This window comes from Sulfurihydrogenibium subterraneum DSM 15120 (assembly GCF_000619805.1).
GTDB lineage: Bacteria > Aquificota > Aquificia > Aquificales > Hydrogenothermaceae > Sulfurihydrogenibium > Sulfurihydrogenibium subterraneum.
The window spans coordinates 175790-196705 of record NZ_JHUV01000008.1 but is presented as its reverse complement, the minus strand read 5'-3'; the positions used below and the strand labels follow the sequence as shown (position 1 = coordinate 196705).

21 protein-coding genes are annotated in these 20916 nt (G+C 31.7%); 12 read left to right on the top strand and 9 right to left on the bottom strand.

Features of this window, described 5'->3' with window-relative positions:
- The 7 genes from Q385_RS0101730 to Q385_RS0101700 are packed head-to-tail and all read right to left on the bottom strand — an operon-like array spanning position 1 to position 7926.
- Positions 1-552, bottom strand: coding sequence for a thioredoxin family protein (locus Q385_RS0101730; protein WP_028950010.1), 552 nt, complete (start codon positions 550-552; stop codon positions 1-3).
- 3 nt (positions 553-555) lie between these two features.
- Complete coding sequence (gene rnr, locus Q385_RS0101725) at positions 556-2664, bottom strand: ribonuclease R (RefSeq protein WP_037919402.1); 2109 nt, start codon at positions 2662-2664, stop codon at positions 556-558.
- 9 nt (positions 2665-2673) lie between these two features.
- Positions 2674-3681: an Rpn family recombination-promoting nuclease/putative transposase gene (locus Q385_RS0101720; protein WP_051524374.1), complete on the bottom strand. Its 1008-nt coding sequence runs from the start codon at positions 3679-3681 to the stop codon at positions 2674-2676.
- Positions 3671-4831 (bottom strand): aspartate aminotransferase family protein, encoded by a 1161-nt coding sequence (locus Q385_RS0101715; RefSeq protein WP_425427185.1) that lies wholly within the window; start codon positions 4829-4831, stop codon positions 3671-3673. Before Q385_RS0101715 ends, Q385_RS0101720 begins: the two co-directional genes overlap by 11 nt.
- Position 4832: 1 nt before the next feature.
- Complete coding sequence (locus Q385_RS0101710) at positions 4833-5516, bottom strand: class I SAM-dependent methyltransferase (protein ID WP_028950006.1); 684 nt, start codon at positions 5514-5516, stop codon at positions 4833-4835.
- Positions 5501-6964 (bottom strand): cysteine--tRNA ligase, encoded by a 1464-nt coding sequence (gene cysS, locus Q385_RS0101705; RefSeq protein ID WP_028950005.1) that lies wholly within the window; start codon positions 6962-6964, stop codon positions 5501-5503. Before cysS ends, Q385_RS0101710 begins: the two co-directional genes overlap by 16 nt.
- Positions 6965-7014: 50 nt before the next feature.
- Positions 7015-7926: a protoglobin domain-containing protein gene (locus tag Q385_RS0101700; protein WP_028950004.1), complete on the bottom strand. Its 912-nt coding sequence runs from the start codon at positions 7924-7926 to the stop codon at positions 7015-7017.
- An 89-nt stretch (positions 7927-8015) separates the two neighbouring features.
- On the opposite strand from Q385_RS0101700, the gene Q385_RS09360 reads away from it, so the two are divergent.
- The 5 genes from Q385_RS09360 to Q385_RS0101675 are packed head-to-tail and all read left to right on the top strand — an operon-like array spanning position 8016 to position 13758.
- Complete coding sequence (locus tag Q385_RS09360) at positions 8016-8177, top strand: hypothetical protein (protein WP_012674454.1); 162 nt, start codon at positions 8016-8018, stop codon at positions 8175-8177.
- Positions 8149-8478 (top strand): hypothetical protein, encoded by a 330-nt coding sequence (locus Q385_RS0101690; protein WP_169733158.1) that lies wholly within the window; start codon positions 8149-8151, stop codon positions 8476-8478. Before Q385_RS09360 ends, Q385_RS0101690 begins: the two co-directional genes overlap by 29 nt.
- A 41-nt stretch (positions 8479-8519) precedes the next feature.
- Complete coding sequence (locus tag Q385_RS0101685; protein WP_028950002.1) at positions 8520-9680, top strand: TolC family protein; 1161 nt, start codon at positions 8520-8522, stop codon at positions 9678-9680.
- Positions 9677-10726, top strand: coding sequence for an efflux RND transporter periplasmic adaptor subunit (locus tag Q385_RS0101680; protein ID WP_028950001.1), 1050 nt, complete (start codon positions 9677-9679; stop codon positions 10724-10726). The genes Q385_RS0101685 and Q385_RS0101680 overlap by 4 nt, the downstream gene beginning before the upstream one ends.
- Positions 10723-13758 (top strand): efflux RND transporter permease subunit, encoded by a 3036-nt coding sequence (locus Q385_RS0101675; protein WP_028950000.1) that lies wholly within the window; start codon positions 10723-10725, stop codon positions 13756-13758. Before Q385_RS0101680 ends, Q385_RS0101675 begins: the two co-directional genes overlap by 4 nt.
- Before the next feature lie 15 nt (positions 13759-13773).
- On the opposite strand, the gene Q385_RS0101670 is transcribed toward Q385_RS0101675, so the two are convergent.
- Complete coding sequence (locus tag Q385_RS0101670) at positions 13774-14382, bottom strand: SCO family protein (RefSeq protein ID WP_028949999.1); 609 nt, start codon at positions 14380-14382, stop codon at positions 13774-13776.
- A gap of 178 nt (positions 14383-14560) precedes the next feature.
- On the opposite strand from Q385_RS0101670, the gene Q385_RS0101665 reads away from it, so the two are divergent.
- The 5 genes from Q385_RS0101665 to Q385_RS0101645 are packed head-to-tail and all read left to right on the top strand — an operon-like array spanning position 14561 to position 18611.
- Positions 14561-15274 (top strand): transporter, encoded by a 714-nt coding sequence (locus tag Q385_RS0101665; protein ID WP_028949998.1) that lies wholly within the window; start codon positions 14561-14563, stop codon positions 15272-15274.
- 55 nt (positions 15275-15329) lie between these two features.
- The gene (gene dksA, locus Q385_RS0101660) at positions 15330-15683 is read left to right on the top strand and encodes an RNA polymerase-binding protein DksA (protein WP_028949997.1); all 354 of its coding nucleotides are present in this window, start codon (positions 15330-15332) and stop codon (positions 15681-15683) included.
- Entirely contained in the window at positions 15680-16261 is a 582-nt protein-coding gene (locus tag Q385_RS0101655; RefSeq protein WP_028949996.1) for a nicotinamidase, read from the top strand. Before dksA ends, Q385_RS0101655 begins: the two co-directional genes overlap by 4 nt.
- Complete coding sequence (locus tag Q385_RS0101650; protein WP_028949995.1) at positions 16254-18014, top strand: bifunctional 3'-5' exonuclease/DNA polymerase; 1761 nt, start codon at positions 16254-16256, stop codon at positions 18012-18014. The genes Q385_RS0101655 and Q385_RS0101650 overlap by 8 nt, the downstream gene beginning before the upstream one ends.
- Positions 18015-18611 (top strand): recombination protein O N-terminal domain-containing protein, encoded by a 597-nt coding sequence (locus tag Q385_RS0101645; protein WP_028949994.1) that lies wholly within the window; start codon positions 18015-18017, stop codon positions 18609-18611.
- 3 nt (positions 18612-18614) lie between these two features.
- Here Q385_RS0101645 and Q385_RS0101640 read toward each other — a convergent pair whose 3' ends face one another.
- Positions 18615-19595, bottom strand: a complete 981-nt coding sequence (locus Q385_RS0101640) for a GDP-mannose 4,6-dehydratase (protein WP_028949993.1) — start codon at positions 19593-19595, stop codon at positions 18615-18617.
- A gap of 58 nt (positions 19596-19653) precedes the next feature.
- Here Q385_RS0101640 and Q385_RS0101635 point away from each other — a divergent pair, with 58 nt between their 5' ends.
- Positions 19654-20595, top strand: coding sequence for a dihydroorotate dehydrogenase (locus Q385_RS0101635; protein WP_028949992.1), 942 nt, complete (start codon positions 19654-19656; stop codon positions 20593-20595).
- Positions 20596-20916, top strand: coding sequence for an antibiotic biosynthesis monooxygenase family protein (locus tag Q385_RS0101630; RefSeq protein ID WP_028949991.1), 321 nt, complete (start codon positions 20596-20598; stop codon positions 20914-20916). It begins immediately after the preceding gene.

Here is a 20916-nt window from a genome sequence, read left to right as displayed (position 1 = left end):
TTAATCTCTCCACTTTATAGAACAGCCCATAGACGGATACTGAACAGGGTCTATGGGTTTTCCTTTTGCTAAGTTTGTAATAGCTTCTTTTAACTCCTCTCTTTTTACTTTTGTTTCATCTAGCCAGTTATCGTCTATCCTTCCGTGATAGACGAGTTTATGGTCTTTGTCAAAAAGGTATATATCTGGAGTACATTGAGCTTTAAAGGCTTTGGCAACTTCTTGAGTCTCATCTACAAGATAGGGAAATGGTATTCCCCATTCTTCAATCTTTTCTATCATCTTTTCTGGAGCGTCGTCTGGATAGTTTGGATGGATGTTTGGGTTTATTGCAACTGTATTTATTCCAAGTTGTTTAGCATATTGGGATAGTTTTATTAATCTTGGCCATACTGCAATAGCATAAGGACAGTGATTGCAGGTAAATACTACTAATAACCCTTTTTCTCCATACAACTCATCACTTTTGTATAATTTTCCAAAAGGGTCTTTTAGTTCAAAATCTGGCATTTTACTTCCAAGGGGAATGTCTACAGAGTATGTTAAAGCCATTTTTCATACCTCCTTACTGACAAATTTTAAATCTATTTTTTTACTGTCTTCATCTACTTTTGCTATTTTAACTTTTATTTTATCACCTAATCTAAATCTTATTTCTTCACCTACCAACTGATGATTTTTTTCGTCATACCTCATCTTTTCTGGTAAGTCAGAGATGGATATAAGTCCTTCTATTATGTATCTTTCTATCTCTACAAACAGACCAAAAGGCATTACACCGGTTATTATTCCTTCAAACTCTTCTCCAATTTTTTCTTTTAGTATTCTAAGTTTTAGGATGTCAAGGGCATCTCTTTCTGCATCATCTGCAACTCTCTCCATCTGTGAACACTGCTGGGCTATAATCTCTAATTTTTTTGGTAATTCTTCTAAATCTTTTTTAGTAAACTTTTTCTTGATAGATTTTTTAAGCAGTCTGTGAACCCAAACGTCAGCATACCTTCTTATTGGAGAGGTAAAGTGAGTATAACACTCAGAAGCAAGTCCAAAGTGTCCTATGTTATAAGGAGAGTACTTTGCCTGTTTCATAGTTCTTAAAGCTAAAAATCTTACTAAAGATTCTTCTGGAGTACCTACAGCCATCTCTATAAGTTTTTGTATAAATTTTGGTTCTACTTCACCTTTTGGATATTCTACTTTATAGCCAAGACCTGCCATTATGTCTACAAAGGCGTTTACTTTTTCTATTTTTGGTTTTTCGTGGACTCTGTAAATAAACGGAAAGTTATGTTTCTCCATGTGTCTTGCTACTGTTTCGTTTGATATAATCATAAACTCTTCTATAATTCTGTGTGCCAAATGTCTTTCGTAAGGAACTACGTCGTATGGGTCTCCTTTTTCGTCAAACAGTATTTGAGATTCTGGCATATCAAAATCTATACTGCCTCTCTCTTCTTTTGTTTTCATAAGTATTTTAGCAAGCTCTTCCATATGTTTTAGAGGCTCTACTAAATCTGGAAAAGCTTTTACATGTTCTGGTTCTCCAAGTATTATTGCCAGCGCTTGGTCATAAGTTAATTTTGCTTTACTTTCTATAACGCTTTCATAGATTTTATAATCTATAACTTCTCCTTTTTTGTTTATTAACATTTCACAGGTAAATGCGTACTTTTTTTCATAAGGTCTTAAACTACAAAGATTAGATGCAAGTCTTTCAGGGAGCATATGTAGAGCTCTTTCTGGAAGGTAGTAAGTATTTCCTCTTTGGAATGCTTCTTTATCTATTGCTGATCCTTCTTTTACGTAATGAGAAACATCTGCTATGTGAACATAAAGCCTGTAGTTTTCTCCTTCTTTTTCTATTGCTACTGCGTCGTCGTGGTCTCTAGCACTTTCAGGGTCTATTGTAAAACATATCTGTTTTGTTAAATTTTTTCTGTTTTTTGTTATTTTTACAGTTGAAGATAAGCTTTCAGCTTCTTTTATCGCTTCTTCACTATGAGTTAAAGGTAAATCATATTTTCTTGCTACTATTTCTGCAACTGTCTGTGTATTTTTAACATTTCCAAGGTCTTTAATTATTCTTCCTTTTGCTTCTACATTTCTATCTGGATACTGTGTTATTTCAACAACTACATAATTTCCAAGAGGATACTTTTTAGCTTCTTTTTTGTTAACATAAATTTTGTGAGGTATTACAAAATCTAAAAGATAGATAAAATACCTGTTTTTTTCTTTTTGAAGTTTACCTACAGCTGTCTTAATCCTTCTTTCTAATATTTTAACTATTTTAGCTTCTTTTTTTCCTCTGTATATCTTTTCTTCTGCTAAGACTACATCTCCATCAAAGAGATAATCCATTTCAATTGGAGGAATGAATAAATCTGGCTCTCCATCTTCTCTTATTAAAAATCCAAATCCACTTTCGTGAGCTTCTACTTTACCTTTTATGAGATTTTTATCTTCTTTTAATTCGCCTTTGATTTTATATAAACCTTTTGAATAGACTATTGTTTTGTTTTTCTGTAATTTTTTTAATATTTTTTTCAGCTGCTTTTCTTCTTTTTTTTCTAAATTAAAACTTTTGGCTATCTGTTTAAAAAATAAACCTTTTTTATTTCTTTTTAATAATTCTAATACTTTTTCTTGTGTTAATTCCAACATTTCCCCCTCTTATAGGTTATTTATGTAATTTTCTAATTCTTCTAAACTAGATGCCTTTATAATACTTCTGTAGATGTTTTTTAATACTTCAACAGAATCTATACTATCAATTTTCTTGTAAATATCTTCTATCACTTCTCCAAATTTTATTTCTATAGCTTCCTTTATATCATCTTTAAGCTGTTTTTTGATTCCTTCCTCTAACCCTTGCTTTAGTCCTTGTTGTAGTCCTTGTTGTAGTCCTTCTTCCCATCCTTTTTTTAATCCTTCCATTTTCCACTTTTCAGTTAAGGTCATCATTTTTTCTTTCCCTCCTACTTCTTCAAGGATGTTCTCAACAGTTTTTAAATCTTTCTTTGCAAGTACGATGTAATCAATAATAATATAAATACACTTTTTTGTTTCTGCAACAAGTAAATTTTTTAGAATAGGTTTTAAGTCTTTGAAATCTCTAAAAATATTCTTTAGTGTTAAAACAGCTGATAACAGGCAAATGTCGTCGTAAAATTCTTTAACTATCCTTTTAGAGCTTATCTTATTTAAGTCCACTAGGACATAGTCCAATGAATGTATGTATAATTTCATGTTAGATGGATAAGGCTTTAAATCTGGTATAGATTTAGGAATGTTCCAGTCTTTACTTCCGTGATAAAAGACTATAGGTATTACTGGTGTGTATGGTCTGGACTTTTTTTCATCTTCTTCCATTATTAATGCTTTATAGTATGCTATCTGTGAAGGAGTTCTTTTATCTGGAAAAGATTTGTGTTCAAATACAAAATAAAGTATAGCGTTGTTATTTGGTGAGTTTATGTTTAGTTTACACTCAAAGGATAAATCTAAGAAAAATTTTTCTCTCTTATCACTTTGTTTTTCTGTAGGTAAAAGTTTTAAAGAATTTGGTTTTATTATCTTATAAATGTTAGGTAGAAAGCCTTTTAAAAATCTCTCTGTGTTTTCTTCCTTAGAGAAAATTGTTTTAAAAAACCAGTCGTGAGGAGATTTTTCAATAGACATTCAAAACCTCTTTTAGTATATCTACAGCTTCATCTACTTGCTTTTCTGTTATTATTAATGGTGGAACAAATCTTAAGGTATTTTCTCCAGCCGTTCCTACTATTAATCCTTTTTCTAAAGCTTTTTTCATAACTTCTTTTGCAGGAATATCTTTTGGTAAATCCATACCTACCATAAGACCTAAACCTTTTACAGGGTATCCAAATACTTTTAAAGACTCTTTTAGATAATCTCCTACTTTTTGTACTTTATCTAAAAATCCTTCTGATAAAACTTCTTCTAAAACTACTTTTGCTGCAACTGTTGATAAGTAGTTTCCTCCAAATGTAGATGCGTGAGTTCCTGGGACAAAAGATTTTGCTATTTTATCTTTTGCTATGATAGCTCCTATAGGTACTCCTCCACCAAGTCCTTTGGCAAGAGAGATAATATCAGGTTGTATCTCAAAATGCTGGTAAGCAAACAGTTTTCCTGTTCTTCCTATTCCAGTTTGAACTTCGTCAACTGTAAAAAGTATATCTTTTTCTTTGCAGAGATTATAAAGATCTTTTATAAACTCCTTATCAGCAGGATTTACGCCACCTTCTCCTTGGACTAACTCTATTAAAATAGCAGCTGTTTTGTCTGTTATAAGATTTTTAACTGAATTAATATCATTAAACTTTGCATATTTAAATCCTCCCACTAGTGGATAAAATCCTTCATGGTACTTAGGCTGAGCTGTTGCTGTAACTGTTGCAAGGGTTCTTCCGTGGAAACTTCCTTCAAAGGTTATTATCTCATATTTGTCTTGTTTTTTATCGTAAAAGTACCTTCTTACAAGTTTTATAAGAGCTTCGTTGCTTTCTGCTCCAGAGTTGCAGAAGAAAACTTTTCCTCCAAAGCTGTTTTCAGACAGTATTTTTGCAACTTCTATCTGTGGCTTTATGTAAAATAAGTTAGATATGTGGATTATCTTACTTACCTGTTGACAGATGGCATCGGTAAGTTTTGGATGGTTGTAGCCAAGTGCATTTACGGCTATACCTGATAGCATATCTAAGTACTTTTTCCCTTTTTCGTCATAAAGGTAGCAACCTTCACCTTTTTCGAAAAAATAAGGTAATCTTCCATAGTTTTGAAAAAGATATTTATTAGCTTCTTCTATCAAATTAATCCTCCGTATATTTTTTGAAAACTGCTATATGAATAAGCCCTAAAAATCTTGACTGATAAAAATGTGTATCAAATCCGTTTGATTTAAAAAACTCTAATAACTCCTGTTTTGTCATGCTGTTTTTGATAGAATCTACAAAGTAATCCCACTCTTGTTTTGAGAATATTAGCCTGCCAATAGGTCTAAAAATCTTATCTGCAAATAGAAGTATAAAACTGTATAAAATTTTACTCTTTGGTTTTGCGATTTCTAATATTGATACATAACCGTCCTTTTTTAGGACTAATTTCAGCTGATTTGTTATATCCTGAGGTGGAAGATGTCTAAAAACTAACGAAAAATATACATTATCTAAAGATTTGTTTTTAAAAGGGAGCTTCAAAGCATCTGACTTTATAAAGAGAATATTTTCACTGTTTAACTTTGATTTTGCCACTTTTAACATGTTAAAAGATATATCAAGGGCGTATATGTAAGAATTTTCGTTAACTTTTTGATGTATTTTTTTAACTATCTCTCCTGTTCCTGTACCTACATCTAAAATGTTTTTTCCGTTTGGTGTAGCGTTTATTAAAGTTTCTTGCCAGCTGTTAATTTTGTTAAATGTGGCAAGATTTAAAAATTTATCGTAGGCTCTATGTACACTGTCAAATATTTTTTCTGCTACGCTTTTTTCCATTTTGTTCCAAAAGGTGTGTCTTCTATTACTATTCCTTTTTCTGCTAACTTATCTCTTATCGTGTCTGCAATGGCAAACTGTTTTTCTTTTCTTGCTTTATCTCTTACTTCTATCAGTATGTTTATAAGGTCTTCGTCTAACTTTTCTTCTTGTTTTTCTATTTTCATTTCTTCAGTTTTTGTACAAGGTTGTAAGCTGTCAAAAAATCCAAATATGTCTCTACCTATATTGTGAAGTGTGTCTGCAGCTTCTTTGTAGGAGTTAAGTGCTTTTTTTGATATTCCACCTTGTTTTATAGCTTTATCTTTCAATATGTTCATCTCTCTAACAAGTCCAAATAAAGATGCTAATGCTTCAGGAGTGTTAAAGTCATCACTCATTGCAGAGTAAAATCCAGACTGTGCTTTTTGGATTGCTGAGTATAAATCTCCTTCAAAGTTTTCATCTACAGGTAGTTTTTGCAGTATTTCATACTCTTGTATTGCATTTTTTAATCTTTCGTAGGCTTTTTTAGTCTCTTCCATCTTTTCCCAAGAAAAATCTAATGGACTTCTGTAATGTACTGATAAAACAAGGAGTCTTAGAATGTCTGGCTCATACCTTGAGTAAATCTCTTTTAAAGTAACGTAGTTTCCTAAGGATTTTGACATTTTTTGACCATTAACAGTAACAAGCCCGTTATGTATCCAGTATCTTGCAAAAGGTTTTCCTGTTAAGCTTTCAGCTTGAGCTATCTCGTTTTCGTGGTGTGGAAAAGTTAGGTCTAGACCGCCACCATGTATGTCTATTGTTTCACCTAAATGTTTAAATATCATTGCACAGCATTCTGTATGCCATCCTGGTCTTCCTTTCCCCCAAGGAGACTCCCAGTATGGCTCTCCTGCTTTTGCTGACTTCCACAGAGCAAAATCAAGAGGGTCTTTTTTCTTTTCTCCTGGCTCTATTCTTGCACCTGCTAAAAGCTCATCTATACTTCTTTTTGATAACTTTCCGTAATCTTTAAACTTTCTAACAGAAAAGTAAACATCTCCGTCAACTTCGTAGGCATAACCTTTGTCAATCAGCTCCTGAATAAATTTGATTATATCTGGAATGTGAGTTGTTACTCTTGGCTCTATGTCTGCAGGTTCTATTCTAAACTTTTCAGCATCGTCAAAGTACTCTTTTATATATTTATCTGATATTACTGTGAAGGGAAGACATTCGTTTTTTGCTCTGTTTATAATCTTATCATCAACATCTGTAAAGTTTCTTACAAAGATAACATTGTATCCTAAGTATCTTAAATATCTTCTTATCATATCGAAGACTATAAGACTTCTTCCGTGTCCTACGTGGTTGTAATCATAAACTGTAACACCGCAGGTATATATCTTTACTTGTGGTGGTTTGATAGGGGCAAAATCTTCTTTTTTTCCAGTTAAAGTATTGTATATCTTTAAACTCATAGTTGACAGCTCCCCAAATTAAATTAAATTGTAAAAAAATTTTATCACACTTACTCTTTTGATTCCCGTTTAGATATAAGCCAAAATACAATTCCAAGAGACAGTATTACAGCACTGTAAGACAGCAGGTCTATAGCTTTTTTTTCAGAGTCCGAGCCTAAAGATGCTATAAACAGTTTTCTTATTATCGCTGCTAATGCGATACCAACAAACACGGTGATGGCAAACCTACCACCTTTAAGGTGTCTTAGCTCTTCCGTCATAAGCTCTCCAACAGCCCAAAGAATTAATAGACTACCTAAAATAGATAGAATACCTTCTTCCAGTTCAACGATGTTAAAAGTAAGTTTATACAAATCATATCCAAAAAGGAAAAATACTGATAGAGCTACTATAACTAAAGCCATTAAAATAAATAAATCTATTACATCGGAAAACTTTTTAGCAAAACCGTATATCTTTTTTTCCATTGCTGTCATTTCAGCATACTTTGAAAGTTCTTCTTCTCTGTAAGAAACAGTTAAAATATCAAGATTAATATCAAGAAGTTTTCCTATTGAAGCTACATATAAATTCCTTTCTTTTCTGTCTTCAACTTCTTTATCAATAACATCAATTATGTATCTTCTTACGAAATTCATACTGGCATTTACGTAATGAGTAGGAAGCCCTATTTGAACGTGAACTTCTCCTATTCTTTTTAATTTTAAAAAGTACTCTAAATCATAATTTCCACTAAAAAGATCTAAAAACCACTTTTTTACTTTTTCTCTGTGTCTTTTTATAATTTCTTCGTTTTTTAAAAAATCTTTTGCTTGAGGGAATCTTAAAATAAATTCGTAGAATTTTTCTATAAAATCATCAGGGTACTTTTCAAATATAGGTTTAAGTTTTACTATATTCTTTACATCTTCTTCTGTAAATTGAAAATCTTTTTTTATCTGAGAAAACTCTTCAATCATACTACAGCTCCCTTTTTTATAAAATTATATCACTTGAATTTAAATTTTTGTAAGCATATACTTATAAATATATTTTTGTGAGGATTAAAATGGAAGAAAAAGAATGTTTAAAGTGTGGTAGTAAAATAGATTTGAAAGAAGACCCTAATATTCCCGATATTTACTTTTGTGCTGTGTGTTGGGAGGAGAGAGAAAAAACTGAGATAAATGAAAAATGGGGTTATGATGAATCTCTTCCAGATGATGGTTAAACATAAAAGCAAAATTTTGTTAACTTTTCTACTTGCTATTGTATTTAACACTTTCCACGACTATTTTCTTCAAGCTTTAGATGATAAAAAAATAGATGTAGTGCTTTTGGAAGATTTAAATCACAGCTGTGATAAAAATGTAGATATCCATAAAATTTTACATTCTCCATTTTTAGTTTTAAATAACCAGATTAAAATAGATTTTAATCAAGAAACATCAAAAAATATATACTCTCCAACTTTAGCTCTCAAACCTTCTGTGAAAGAAATCTTTAAACCCCCAATTTTTCTATATAACTAATCAATTTTAGTCTCAATCTCAAATAAATCAGGAGGTTTAAAATGCAGTATGTTATTTTTATACTAATATTTTTTGTATTTGCCAAAGCAGAGACTTTTGATGAAATTGTAAGCAGAATTGATAACAATCCTTACATATTAAGCAACAAAAGTTTAGTTGAGTCTTACGAAGGAGAAGTCATAAAGGCAAAATCTTTTTCTAATCCAGAAGGATACATACAGTTTGGAAGACTTGTAGGAGGAAACTCTTCTGCTACAATTACAGAGTTTTACATATCACAACCCCTAAAACTTTACAATCAGAGAAGGTATAACATAGAATCTGCTGTAAGTGAGAAGCTGTATCAGTCTTTACAGTTTGAGTCTCTTAAAAGAAAGTATTTATCAGTATTATATCAATCATTCTATGAAGCACTCTATAACAAAGAGCTTTTAAAAATAGCCGAAAATGAGGCTAACTTGTCTAAAGAGATTTTTAACTTTACAGAAAAAGTTTATAAGTTAGGAGAAGCTTCTAAACTTGATTTACTTAAAGCTCAAAGGGAATATCAGCTTTCAGTCTCAAAGTTAAATCAGCAAAAATTACTTTACCTTGAAAGTCTTAAATGTTTGTCTTCTTTGGTTGGGTATGAAATTAAAGACGTAGAAGGAGATTTTTATCATGTTAGAGATATCAAAGAAATAGACTTTTTATCCCTTCCAGAAGTTAAAAGCTTTGATGAGAAGATAAGGTCTCTACAAGCTTTAGAAAAGTATTATAAAGCATTGTCTTATCCACAGATCAGCGTAGGAGTAATAGCTAAAGAATACTCTAATAACAAGTATGAAAGTGGCTTAGTGGTTAACTTTACACTGCCTGTCTTTTACAGAAACCTTGGTGAGATAGTGTCTGTAAAAAGTCAAAAAGTAAGCTATACTTCTTTAAAGGATTACACAGTAAACAGTTTAAAAATTAAGTATTCATCTATTTTAGAAAGCTACAAATCTGACCTTGATTTAATCTCCCAGCTTAACGAGAGTATTGAGACTGCTAAAAACGAGTTAAACTTAGCAGAAAAAAGTTATAAGTTAAAAACAATCTCTCTTTTTGAATTTTTCAATACAAAAACCCTTTATTTTGAGACTTTAAAATATAAGCTGGAAATCTACAAAAACTTACATCAGCTGTACAGTAAATACTTAGAAATAGGAGGTTCATTATGAAAAAGGCACTTTTATTAATTGCATTGCTATTTTCTTTTAGCTTTTCTCAAGAAGTTGTTGTAAGTAAAGATAAAGCTGAAAAACTTGGCATAAAAACTGTAGTTGCAAAGTATAAAGAATATTCTTTAACTAAAACCTACCCAGCTGTAGTAAACGAAGACCCAACACTTTCTTACAGCGTATCTTCAAGTGTGGATGGTATTGTTGAAAATTTATACGTAAAGCAGGGAGACCTTGTTAAAAAAGGTCAAGTTTTGCTTACTTTATACTCTCCAAAGATAGTAGATATTCAGGCAAACATAGAGATGGCAAAAGTCAAAGTAGATACTGCAAGACAAGTTTTAGACAGAGAAGAGATGCTTTATAAAGAAGAGGTTATTCCATACGTTAGGTATTACAACGCAAAAATAGAGTATCAAAAAGCTGTGGGAGAGTTAAACGCTTTGAGAAAAATACTGTCTTCTTACGGAGAGATTAAGGGAAATTCTGTCATTTTAAGGAGTAAAATAAATGGTTTTATAGCTGATTTAAAAGCTATAAAAGGAAGTCCTGTAAATGTAGGTCAGGAGATAATGTATATCCATTCCCACGAAAGACTTTGGGTTATAGCTCAGCTTCCTTTCCAAGATGCTCAAAATCTTAAATTAGGACAGAAAGTTTATATTAAAACGCCTACTGGGAAAAAGGTTGAAGGAATCCTTACTTACATAAACCACGAAATAGACCCTAAAACAAGAAGAAACGACGTTAGAATAGTAGTTAACAATGTAGGAGATTTATTGAAACCAAATCTCTTTGTAGATGTTGAAATTCCTGTTTCTTCTGTAAAAGGATTAGTTATACCTTCTTCTTCTGTGTTTAAAGAAAATGGTAAAGATTACTGTTTTGTAAGGGTGGGAGATAAATTTGTTTTAAGGGAAGTTCAGATAGGTAGTAGAGACGATAAAGAAACAGTTATTCTGTCTGGAATAAAAGAAGGTGAGGAAGTTGTTTACAGTGGAGTTATTTTCTTAAGGTCTTCTGTGTTTGGAGGTGGTGGAGAATGATAGACTTATTGTTAAGATACAGAATTTTTGTTTTATTTTTGCTTGTTTTAATAGTTTCTTTTGGATTTTACTCTTATAAAACCCTTCCTATAGATACTTTTCCAGACCCTACGCCTGTTCAAGTAAACATATACACAGAAGCTCCAGGACTGTCTGCAGAAGAAGTAGAATCACTCATAACAAAGAAGATAGAAACAGTAATGTCAGGAATTAAAGACGTAAGTACAGTTAGAAGTGTTTCACTGCCTGGGCTGTCTTACATATCCGTATTTTTTAAAGATGGGACAGATATTTACTTTGCAAGAAGGTTGGTTATGGAGAAGCTCTCTGATGCAAAATCCCAAATACCTTCCCAGTATAATCCTGTTATGGGACCAAACAGCTCAGGACTTGGAAATGTTCTGATATACGCATTAACTTCAAAAGATAAACCTTTAACAGATTTAAGGACTATTCAGGAATGGAAAATAAAACCACTTATAAAGTCTGTTGACGGAGTAGAAGAAATAAGCCAGTGGGGTCCAGAAAAAGCTTTTTTAGTGAAGATATATCCTGATAAACTTTTATCTTATGGACTTTCTTTTAATGATGTAAGCGATGCAGTTGAAAAATATGGAATAGTAACTCCTGGAGGATTTTCAAAAACACCTCAAGGAGATTTGATAGTTAGAGCTGTAAATTACATCACTTCTGTGGAAGATATAAAAAACATAGCTATTAAAACAGAAAACGGCTCTTATCTTAAACTTTCAGACGTGGCAGATGTTGAAGAAGGAGAGATTCCAAACAGAAGAGGAGCTTTTACACTAAATGGTCAAGAAGTCCAAGGTAATATAATCTTAAAAAGGGTTAACGTAAATACAAAAGAGCTTGTTGACAGGCTTTACAAACAGTTTGAAGAAATTAAAAAAATCCTTCCTAAAGATGTTGATATAAAAATTCTGTACGACCAGTCTTATCTTACACAAAAAGCTGTTTCAACGGTAGAAAAAGCGTTAGTTGAAGGTATAATCTTAGTATCCATTGCTATGATTTTTTACCTTGGAAGTGTAAGGTCGGCTATTTTAGTTGTTTTGTCTATTCCAATTACTCTTTTAATGGCGTTTATATTTATGAAAGAAATTGGACTTTCTGGAAATCTTATGTCTTTATCAGGACTTGCAATAGGAATAGGACTTTTTGCTGATGCAACAGTTGTTGTAGTAGAAAACACATTCAGACATATGTTTCACGGCAAAGAAGCATCAAAGTTAGAGGTTATAAAAAATTCTGTTAAAGAAGTTTTCAAACCCGTTGCTTTTGCAATATTGATTATAACAGTTGTCTTTATACCTATATTTAGTTTTGAGTCAGTTGAAGGTAAGTATTACAAGCCCCTTGCCCTTACAATTATATTTGCCCTTGTATCTTCTTTAATAGTTGCTTTTGTGTTTATGCCTGCTTTATCCTACTACTTTTTAAGTAAACCAAAATCAGAAGAAACAAAAGCGATGGAAATTTTAAACAAAGTTTACCACAAAATACTTAACAAAACTTTAAAACATGGTAAAACCGTTCTTATTTCTGTTGTTATTGTTTTTTTATTCTCTCTATTCCTTTTTACACGAATAGGTACAGAGTTTGCACCAACTTTAAATGAAGGGTCTGTTTTAGTAAAAAGTTTTCTAAATCCTAATGTAAGTCTTGATGAAGCAAAAAGAGTTGCAAGTATAGTTGAACAAACTGCAAAAGATTTTCCAGAAGTAGAAAATGCCTTTTCTAACATTGGTAGAGCTGAAAAAGGAGAGCCTGAAGAGGTAAATTATATAGAAACATTTATTATTTTAAAACCTTACGAAGAATGGAAAAACTTCAAAAAAAGAGAAGAGTTTGAAAACATTTTAAGGGAAAAGTTAAAAGACATTCCTGGAGTTAGCTTTGGATTTACACAGCCTATTCAGATGAGGATAGATGAGCTCTTATCAGGAGTAAAGTCAACTGTTGCTATAAAAGTTTTTGGAGATGACCTTGAAAAAGTAAATCAAATAGGACACAAAATAGAAGAAATTGTAAAAAATACAAAAGGGTCTGTTGACGTAGAAACAGAGGCACAATCAGGAAAATTACAACTAAAAATAACCCCTAAAAAAGAAGTTTTAGCTAAGTACAACATCAAACCCGAGGAGCTGTTGTCTATAGTTGGTAGATACTTTACAGGTTATGAAGCAAACTACTTAAAACAAGGTTTAATAACTTTTCCTATCATTCTTAGACTTCCACAAGATACCATAAACAGCATTGAAAAACTGTCTCAAATTCCAATAACAACAAAAGATGGTTATCTTTTGAGCTTATCAGAGTTGGCTGATATAGAGATTACAGAAGGTTTCTTTAAAATAAGACATGAAAATGGCTTAAGATACGCTTTAGTTCAATCAAACCTTGAAGGAAGAGACCTTGGAGGATTTATACAAGAACTTAAACTGAAAATAGAAAAAGAAGTCAAACTTCCTCAAGGGTACTTTATACAGTTTTCTGGGCAGTTTGAAAATCAAGAAAGAGCAATGAAAAAACTTTCAATAATCATTCCTATCGTTATACTTTTGATTTTTATGATCCTTTACTTAAACTATAACTCTATAAAAGATGCCTTAATAGTTATACTAAATGTTCCATTTGCTACTATCGGAGGAATAATCTCTTTATATTTATCAGGTTTTAATTTATCTGTTCCTGCTGCGATAGGATTTATAGCAGTTTTTGGAATAGCCACTTTAAACGGAGTAGTTTTAATATCCTACATAAGGCAACTTATAGCCGAAGGAAGAAACATAGACGATGCTATTAACTTAGCCACAAAACTAAGGCTCCGTCCTATACTAATAACAGCAACAGCTGCATCTTTAGGACTACTTCCGATACTGTTTAGTGGAGATATTGGTTCAGAAACTCAAAAACCAATAGCAATTGTCGTTATAGGCGGAATTTTCACTTCTACAATGCTAACTTTACTTATCCTTCCAGTTGTTTATAGAATGTTCAACAGGGGCTAAAAGCCCCTTCTTATGCTAATTTTTTATGAGATATTCAATATCCTGTATCATTTTGTCTTCTGGTAGGTATATTCCTTTGTAATCTTCAACAATTTTACCATTTTTGTCTATTATAAAGGTTATAACAGGAGTATGAGAAATCATTTTGTGCTTCATAATGTGGTCTCCGTGTTTCATCTCCATTTCTTTCTCTTTGACTTCTATACCGTAAGCTTTCCAAACTTTTTTTAGGTCTTCTTCTTTACCTGTTAAAAATGTGAAGGTGTCAAATTCGTGAGATTTTTTATACTCTTTTAAAACTTCTGGAGTATCTCTTTTAGGGTCAACTGTTATAAAAACAATCTGAAACTTGTCTTTTAATCCTTTTTGAACTAATGCATCAGAAACTCTTTTTAACGATGCACTTACTGTAGGACATACGTGTTGACAGTTTGTAAATCCAAAATAAAGTATAACAACCTTTCCTTTAAAGTCTGAAAGTTTTGTAGGTTTACCTTCTTCATTAACAAGATTCTCCACTTCAATCACAGGTTTAGGGTATCCCTTTGTACTTCCCTGTAAAGTATAAGCCATAGATAAAGCAGATAAAACAAAAACAAGCAGTAAACTTTGGAGCTTCTTCATCTTCACACCTCCTGAATATTTATTGATTTAAATCATATATTAATTTTGTGTTAATTTCAACTTGAAATTTAACATGATTAACTTTCTAATTTTATCATTGAAATTAAGTCTCAATTACAATAGAATAAAACTCAAATTTTTGAGGGTTAATTTAAAATATTTAGGTAGGAGGTTTTACATGAATAAAAAATTAATATCAGGGTTTCTAGTTATTTTAACTCTATCTATAAATGCTTTTGCAGGTAAAAAAGCTTTAATATGGGATGACACGGAAACCCTTGGAACAGGCAACTATCAAAATGAAAACTACTTCTTTTATAAGAAACATACGGATGAATCAGATGGTAGCTACATATTTAACTTTACTTACGGCTACAACGACAAAACAGACTTGGCTTTAAATATACCTTTTGGATATTTAAAAAACTATGAAAACGCATACTCTGACATATCTGACCCGTTTGTAGAAGTTAAATACAGATTTTTCGAAAAAGATGGATTAAAATTTGCAATAAAACCTTTTTTAGGTATTCCTGTAAAGAAAGACAGTGATTTTAGCGAACATCACCTTAGCTATGGTATAACTCTCGTATCTCAAGCAGATTTTGAAAGATTAACTTTCTACGCTAATACGTCTTTTATGGTACATAAAAATAGAATATCGGGGCAGAATGAGTTTTTTCAATCTATTTCCGCAGAATACTACTTAACAGATGCTTTAAGTGTAATTACAACTTTCTACCTAAGTTCCTATGATAAAACAGAAAAAGGTGGATTGATAGGAATAGGATATAGTAAAGGAAAAGTAGAAATTGGTATAGGGTTAGGAAAGATTTTTAATCCAGATAATAATTACTCATTTTACGGTGGAATAACTTTTAAATTTTTCTAAATTTATGTTATAATTAGCCTCTTAGTATAAAAAAATTTAGCTAAGAGGTAAAATTATGAACCACTTAACACCACAGCAGATAGAAGAGTTAAAAAATATACTTATTGAGTGGAAAAATAAAATCATAGAAGATACGAAACAAAATACTGGAGAAGCTTTATCCTTTGAAGGTGCAGATGAAATGGAAAGAGCAGAAGCTGAAACCGAAAGAATCCTTACATTAAGGACTTTAGATAGAGAAAGAAAACTCCTTAAAAAGATAGAAGATACTCTTTTGAAAATAGAGTATGGTGTTTATGGTATATGTGAGTCTTGTGGTGCAGAGATTCCTTATGAGAGATTAAAAGCACGTCCTGTTGCATCTTTATGTATTAACTGTAAAGTTAAGCAGGAGGAAGATGAAGAATGAAAGTAAAGATAACAGACAAAGATGCTTTAATAGTGGTTGATATGCAAAACGATTTTATGCCTTATGGCGTTCTTCCTGTAAAAGATGCTGATAAGATAGTACCTACTATAAACAGTTATATAGAGCTTTTTGAAAAAAAATTAAACCCTGTTTTCTTTACAAGGGACTGGCATCCGGAAAATCACATATCTTTTAAAGGTTTTGGTGGTATCTGGCCTGCCCATTGCGTTCAAAACACAGAAGGTGCAAAATTACATCCAGATTTAAAAATACCTTCTGACAATAAATTTATAATTTCAAAAGGGATAAGTCCAGATTTTGACGCATACTCTGGATTTCAAGGTACAAATCTGCACTCTCTACTACAAGAAAGGGGTATAAAAAGAATTTTTGTTTGTGGTGTTGCAACTGATTTTTGTGTTAAAAATACTGTAATCGGCGGTTTAAACTTAGGTTATCAAGTTTTTATATTAACTGATGCAGTAAAAGCAGTATTCCCAGAAAAAGAGCAGGATATTATTAAAGACCTTTTAGAAAAAACTGCTACGGCTTTAACTTTAGAAGACATAGATGGTTAACTATATAACACAGTCTCAACAGCTTGAGCCATTAAAAGAAAAATTAAAAAACGTTCCTTTCATTTACTTAGATACTGAAGTAGCTGTAAAAGACTTTGAAAAGGTAGATTATTTTAACGATAGAGTAAGACTTATCCAGATAGGAACAGAAGAAGACATCTTTGTTATAGATGCTTTTAAAGTAGAAAAAGAAGCTCTTACAGATTTTTTAAAAGAAGTTTTAGAAAGTAAAGGTATTGTAGGGCATAATCTTAAGTTTGATTTAAAGTTTTTAGCAACTAATTTTAACGTGTATCCTAAAGTTGTATTTGATACATTTATAGCCTCTAAAATCCTTGCTAAAGGAGATAACTCTCAAAAACATTCCCTTTCTGCAGTAGCAATGAGATTAACAGATGAAGAAGTAGATAAATCTTTTCAAACTTCACCTTGGTGGATAGAAAACCTAACAAAAGAACAGATAGAATACGCAGTAAAAGATATAGAAGTTTTAAGGTCAATTTTTAAAGAACAAGTCGTAAGACTTAATGAGGAACAATCTAATTTAAAATCCTCAGGAGACACTTATAAAGTCTTTGGAGTAAAAAATGGGACAGCAGCTTTAGAAATGGCTTTTTTACCATGTTTAGTATCGATAGAGCTGTCAGGAATACCAATAGATGAACCAGAGCTAATCAGTCAGATAAAAAAGTCTAAAACTAATTTTCAAAACCTTTACATAGAATTTAAAAGAAAGTATTCAGTAGACCCCTTTTCTCCACAGCAAGTAGCAAACTTTTTAACAAAAAAGTTAGGCTTAAAACTACCTAAAACAGAAAAAGGCTCTTTCTCATCTCAAGATGTACACTTAAAACCTTACGAAGATAGACCAGAAGTAAAAAATCTTCTTTCTTTAAGATATGAGAAAAAAACCCTTGATAAGTTAGAAGAACTTTCTAAGTATGTTAAAAACTCAAGAATTTACGGAGAGTTTAAACAGATAGGTGCTTCAACTGGTAGAATGTCCTCTTATAAACCAAATCTTCAAAACATACCAAAAAATTTAAAAAGCATTTTCAGAGCATCTGATGGATACTTATTTATAATTGCAGACTACTCTCAGATAGAGCTTAGAATAGCGGCAGAGTATACAAAAGACGAAAATATGATAAACGCATTTAAAGAAAAGAAAGACCTTCACAAACTTACAGCTTCCGTAATCACAGGGAAAGATTATCAAGATATAACGAAAGAAGAGAGGAATCTTGCAAAAGCTATAAACTTTGGACTTATCTACGGGATATCTCCAAAATCATTGGTAGAGTATGCAAAAAACAACTACAATATAAATATAACACTTTCTCAAGCAAAAACTTTCCACGAAAACTTTTTTAATTTTTATCCAAAATTTAAAGAGTGGCACGAAAAAGTTAAAAATTACTTAGAAAAACACAAGTTTATTCAGGTTGAAACACTACTTGGAAGAAAACTTATAGCTTATAAATTTACAGACGCAGTAAACTACCCTATACAAGGGACTGGAAGTGATTTACTTAAAATGGCAGTAGTATTATTTTACAAGAGTTTATCAGACTTAGACGCAAAGGTTGTCAATCTCGTTCACGACGAGATAGTTGTTGAAGTAAAACAAGAAGATGTAGACAAAGTTAAAGAAATACTCTCTAAATCTATGGAAAAGGCAGGAAAGTATTTACTAAAAGAAGTTCCAGTTGAGTTCGAGATAAATGTATCAAAATCTTGGAGTAAAGAGTAGTTGTACACACTTTTCAAAGACCAAGCCATAGTCTTAAAAAGAACATTTGTTGGAGAAAAAGATTTAAGTTTAACTGTTTACACAAAAAAGTTAGGTAAAGAAAGTATTTTTATTCAAAACGGACAACTGATAAAAAATTTACCGATAGTATCCCTAACAGAGTTTAACTGGTTTTCTGGTGTTTTTTTCAAGATAAAAGACAAACTTTATATAAACGAGATTGATAATTTTAAAAATGTTGCTATTGAAATTGTAAAAGATTATAACAGATTTTTATCAGCTTATAATGTTATTAGCTGGATTTATAGTTTTGCTCCTCATCAAGATGAGAAAATTTTTATACTCCTAAAAAAAACTTTATATTATCTTACTTTAACAAACGACACTGATTTGTTAGAACTTTCATTTTTAGTAAGACTTATGTATTTAAACGGCGAACTAAATTTAAACATTATTGACCTTGAAAATCAGGAAAAAGAACTGTTAATTCATCTTTTGAAAACTCCCATCTCACAAATCTCTTCTATCTCAAATAAAGAAAATATTAACCTTCAAAAAATAAAAGAGAAGCTCCTGTCTTTTGCTCACTCTTTATAAATGTTATTCTTTTCCAACCTCTATATCTTTTAAAAACTCTCTGTTTTCTAAGTACCATTCAACAGTCTTCTTTATTCCCTCTTCAAAGCTTACATTTGGTTTCCAGCCTAAAAGTTTCTCTGCTTTTGTTATATCAGCCCATGTTTCTTTTAAGTCTGCTTTGTGGAAAGGTCTGTAGTCTATAACTGCCTTTTTGTTAAGATATCTTTCTATAGTTTCTATTACCGTTTTTAAACTTATAGGATTTTTACCACCACCTAAGTTTATTATCTCATAACCAACCTCTTTAGTTGCTAAAATTGTTCCTTCTGCGATATCGTCAACGTATGTAAAATCTCTTGATTGAGAGCCATCTCCGTAAAGTATTATAGGCTTTCCTTCATCTATCCATTTTATAAATCTAAAAATGCTCATATCAGGTCTTCCAGCAGGTCCATACACAGTAAAGTATCTTACAACTGAAACATCAATACCGTATAGGTAGTGGTAAGTATAAGCCATCACTTCAGCTGCCTTTTTTGAAGCAGCATAAGGAGATATAGGAGTGTTTACAGGGAGGTCTTCTTTAAAAGGCATTGGTTGACCTGCATAAAGTGAAGATGTTGAAGCCAAAACCATCTTTTTAACTTGATACTTTTTCATCATTTCCAATAAATTTAAAGTCCCATTTGCATTTGTAGTCATATAAACGTGAGGATTTATCATACTATACCTTACTCCAGCTCTTGCAGCAAGATTGATAACACAGTAAAATTTGTGGTCTTTAAATATCACCTCTAAAGCTCCTAAATTTTCTATATCAACATGGTAAAATTTAAAGTTTTCATACTTTTCTAAATCTTTTTTCCTGTATTCTTTAAGTCTTATGTCATAGTAATCGTTCATATTATCAATACCTATAACTTCAATACCTTTTTCTAACAAAAATTTTCCTGTTTTCCAGCCTATAAATCCTGCAGCTCCAGTTAGAAGAACTTTTTTCATTTGATACTCCTTTACTTTTAAGGTATCATATTATTTTATCATTAAATGAGGGCAGAGAATGGAAAAAGATGTTTTAAAACATACGTTATTTGGAATAGAGTTTAAAAATCCTGTTTGGACTGCTTCGGGAACTTTTAGTTATGGTCTTGAAGTTGCAAAACTGTATGATTTATCACTTCTTGGTGCCATAGTTGTAAAAGGGCTTTCTTTAAAACCAAGAAAAGGTAATATGCCAGAAAGGATTGTTGAGACTCCTGCTGGAATGCTTAACTCTATTGGACTGCAAAATCCAGGAGTAGATTACTTTATAAATGAGACATTACCTAAATTAAAAAAGTACGATACAAGGATATTTGCGAACGTTTTTGGAGAAGATGAAGAGGAATATTTAGCTGTTGCAGAAAAGTTAGACAAAGCAGATGGTGTTGATGGACTTGAGCTAAACGTTTCCTGTCCTAACGTGAAAAAAGGTGGAATAGCTTTTGGTAGCGACCCACAAGTCCTTTATGACCTTGTTTATAAAATGAAAAAGATAACAAAAAAACCACTTTTAGTAAAACTCTCTCCTAATGTAACTAATATTCTTGACACTGCGGATGCCTGCGTAAGTGCAAACGCTGATGGATTAGTTTTAATAAACACTCTTTTAGGTGTGGCCATAGACGTAGAAAAAGAAAAACCTATACTTTCAACAATAACAGGTGGATTATCAGGACCTGCAATCTTACCTATAGCTGTTAGAATGATATGGCAAGTTTATGCAAAGTATGGCAGTAAAGTATCTATAATAGGAGTTGGTGGTATATCAAACATACAAGATGCTCTTCAACATATATTAGCCGGAGCTTCTGCTATACAAGTAGGAACTGCAAACTTTTATGATCCATACTCTCCATTAAAAATAATCGATGGGTTAAAACAGCATGTAAAAAGAAAAGGTTATAAACATTATTCTGAAATAATAGGAAAAGCTCATAAAATGATTTTAAAGGAGGTGTAAATGGTTGTAGTTTTAACAAAATTCCCAATCAAGCCAGAGTTTATGAAAGATTTTGAAGAAAGGTCTAAAGAAAAGTTTGGACAACACGGAATTGATAAGATGGAAGGCTTTTTAGGTATGAAGATTTTAGCCGGAAGAAGTTTTCCTTCTATGCCACCTAATAATCAAGTTGTAATTATTACATATTGGAAAGATATGGATAGTTTTTTAAACTATACAAAAAGTCAAGCATTTGCGGAAGCACACAAAAACCCACCACCAAAAGAATGGTTTGCTGGTAATCCTTCTGTTGAGATATATGAGACAATTAAAGAAATTTAG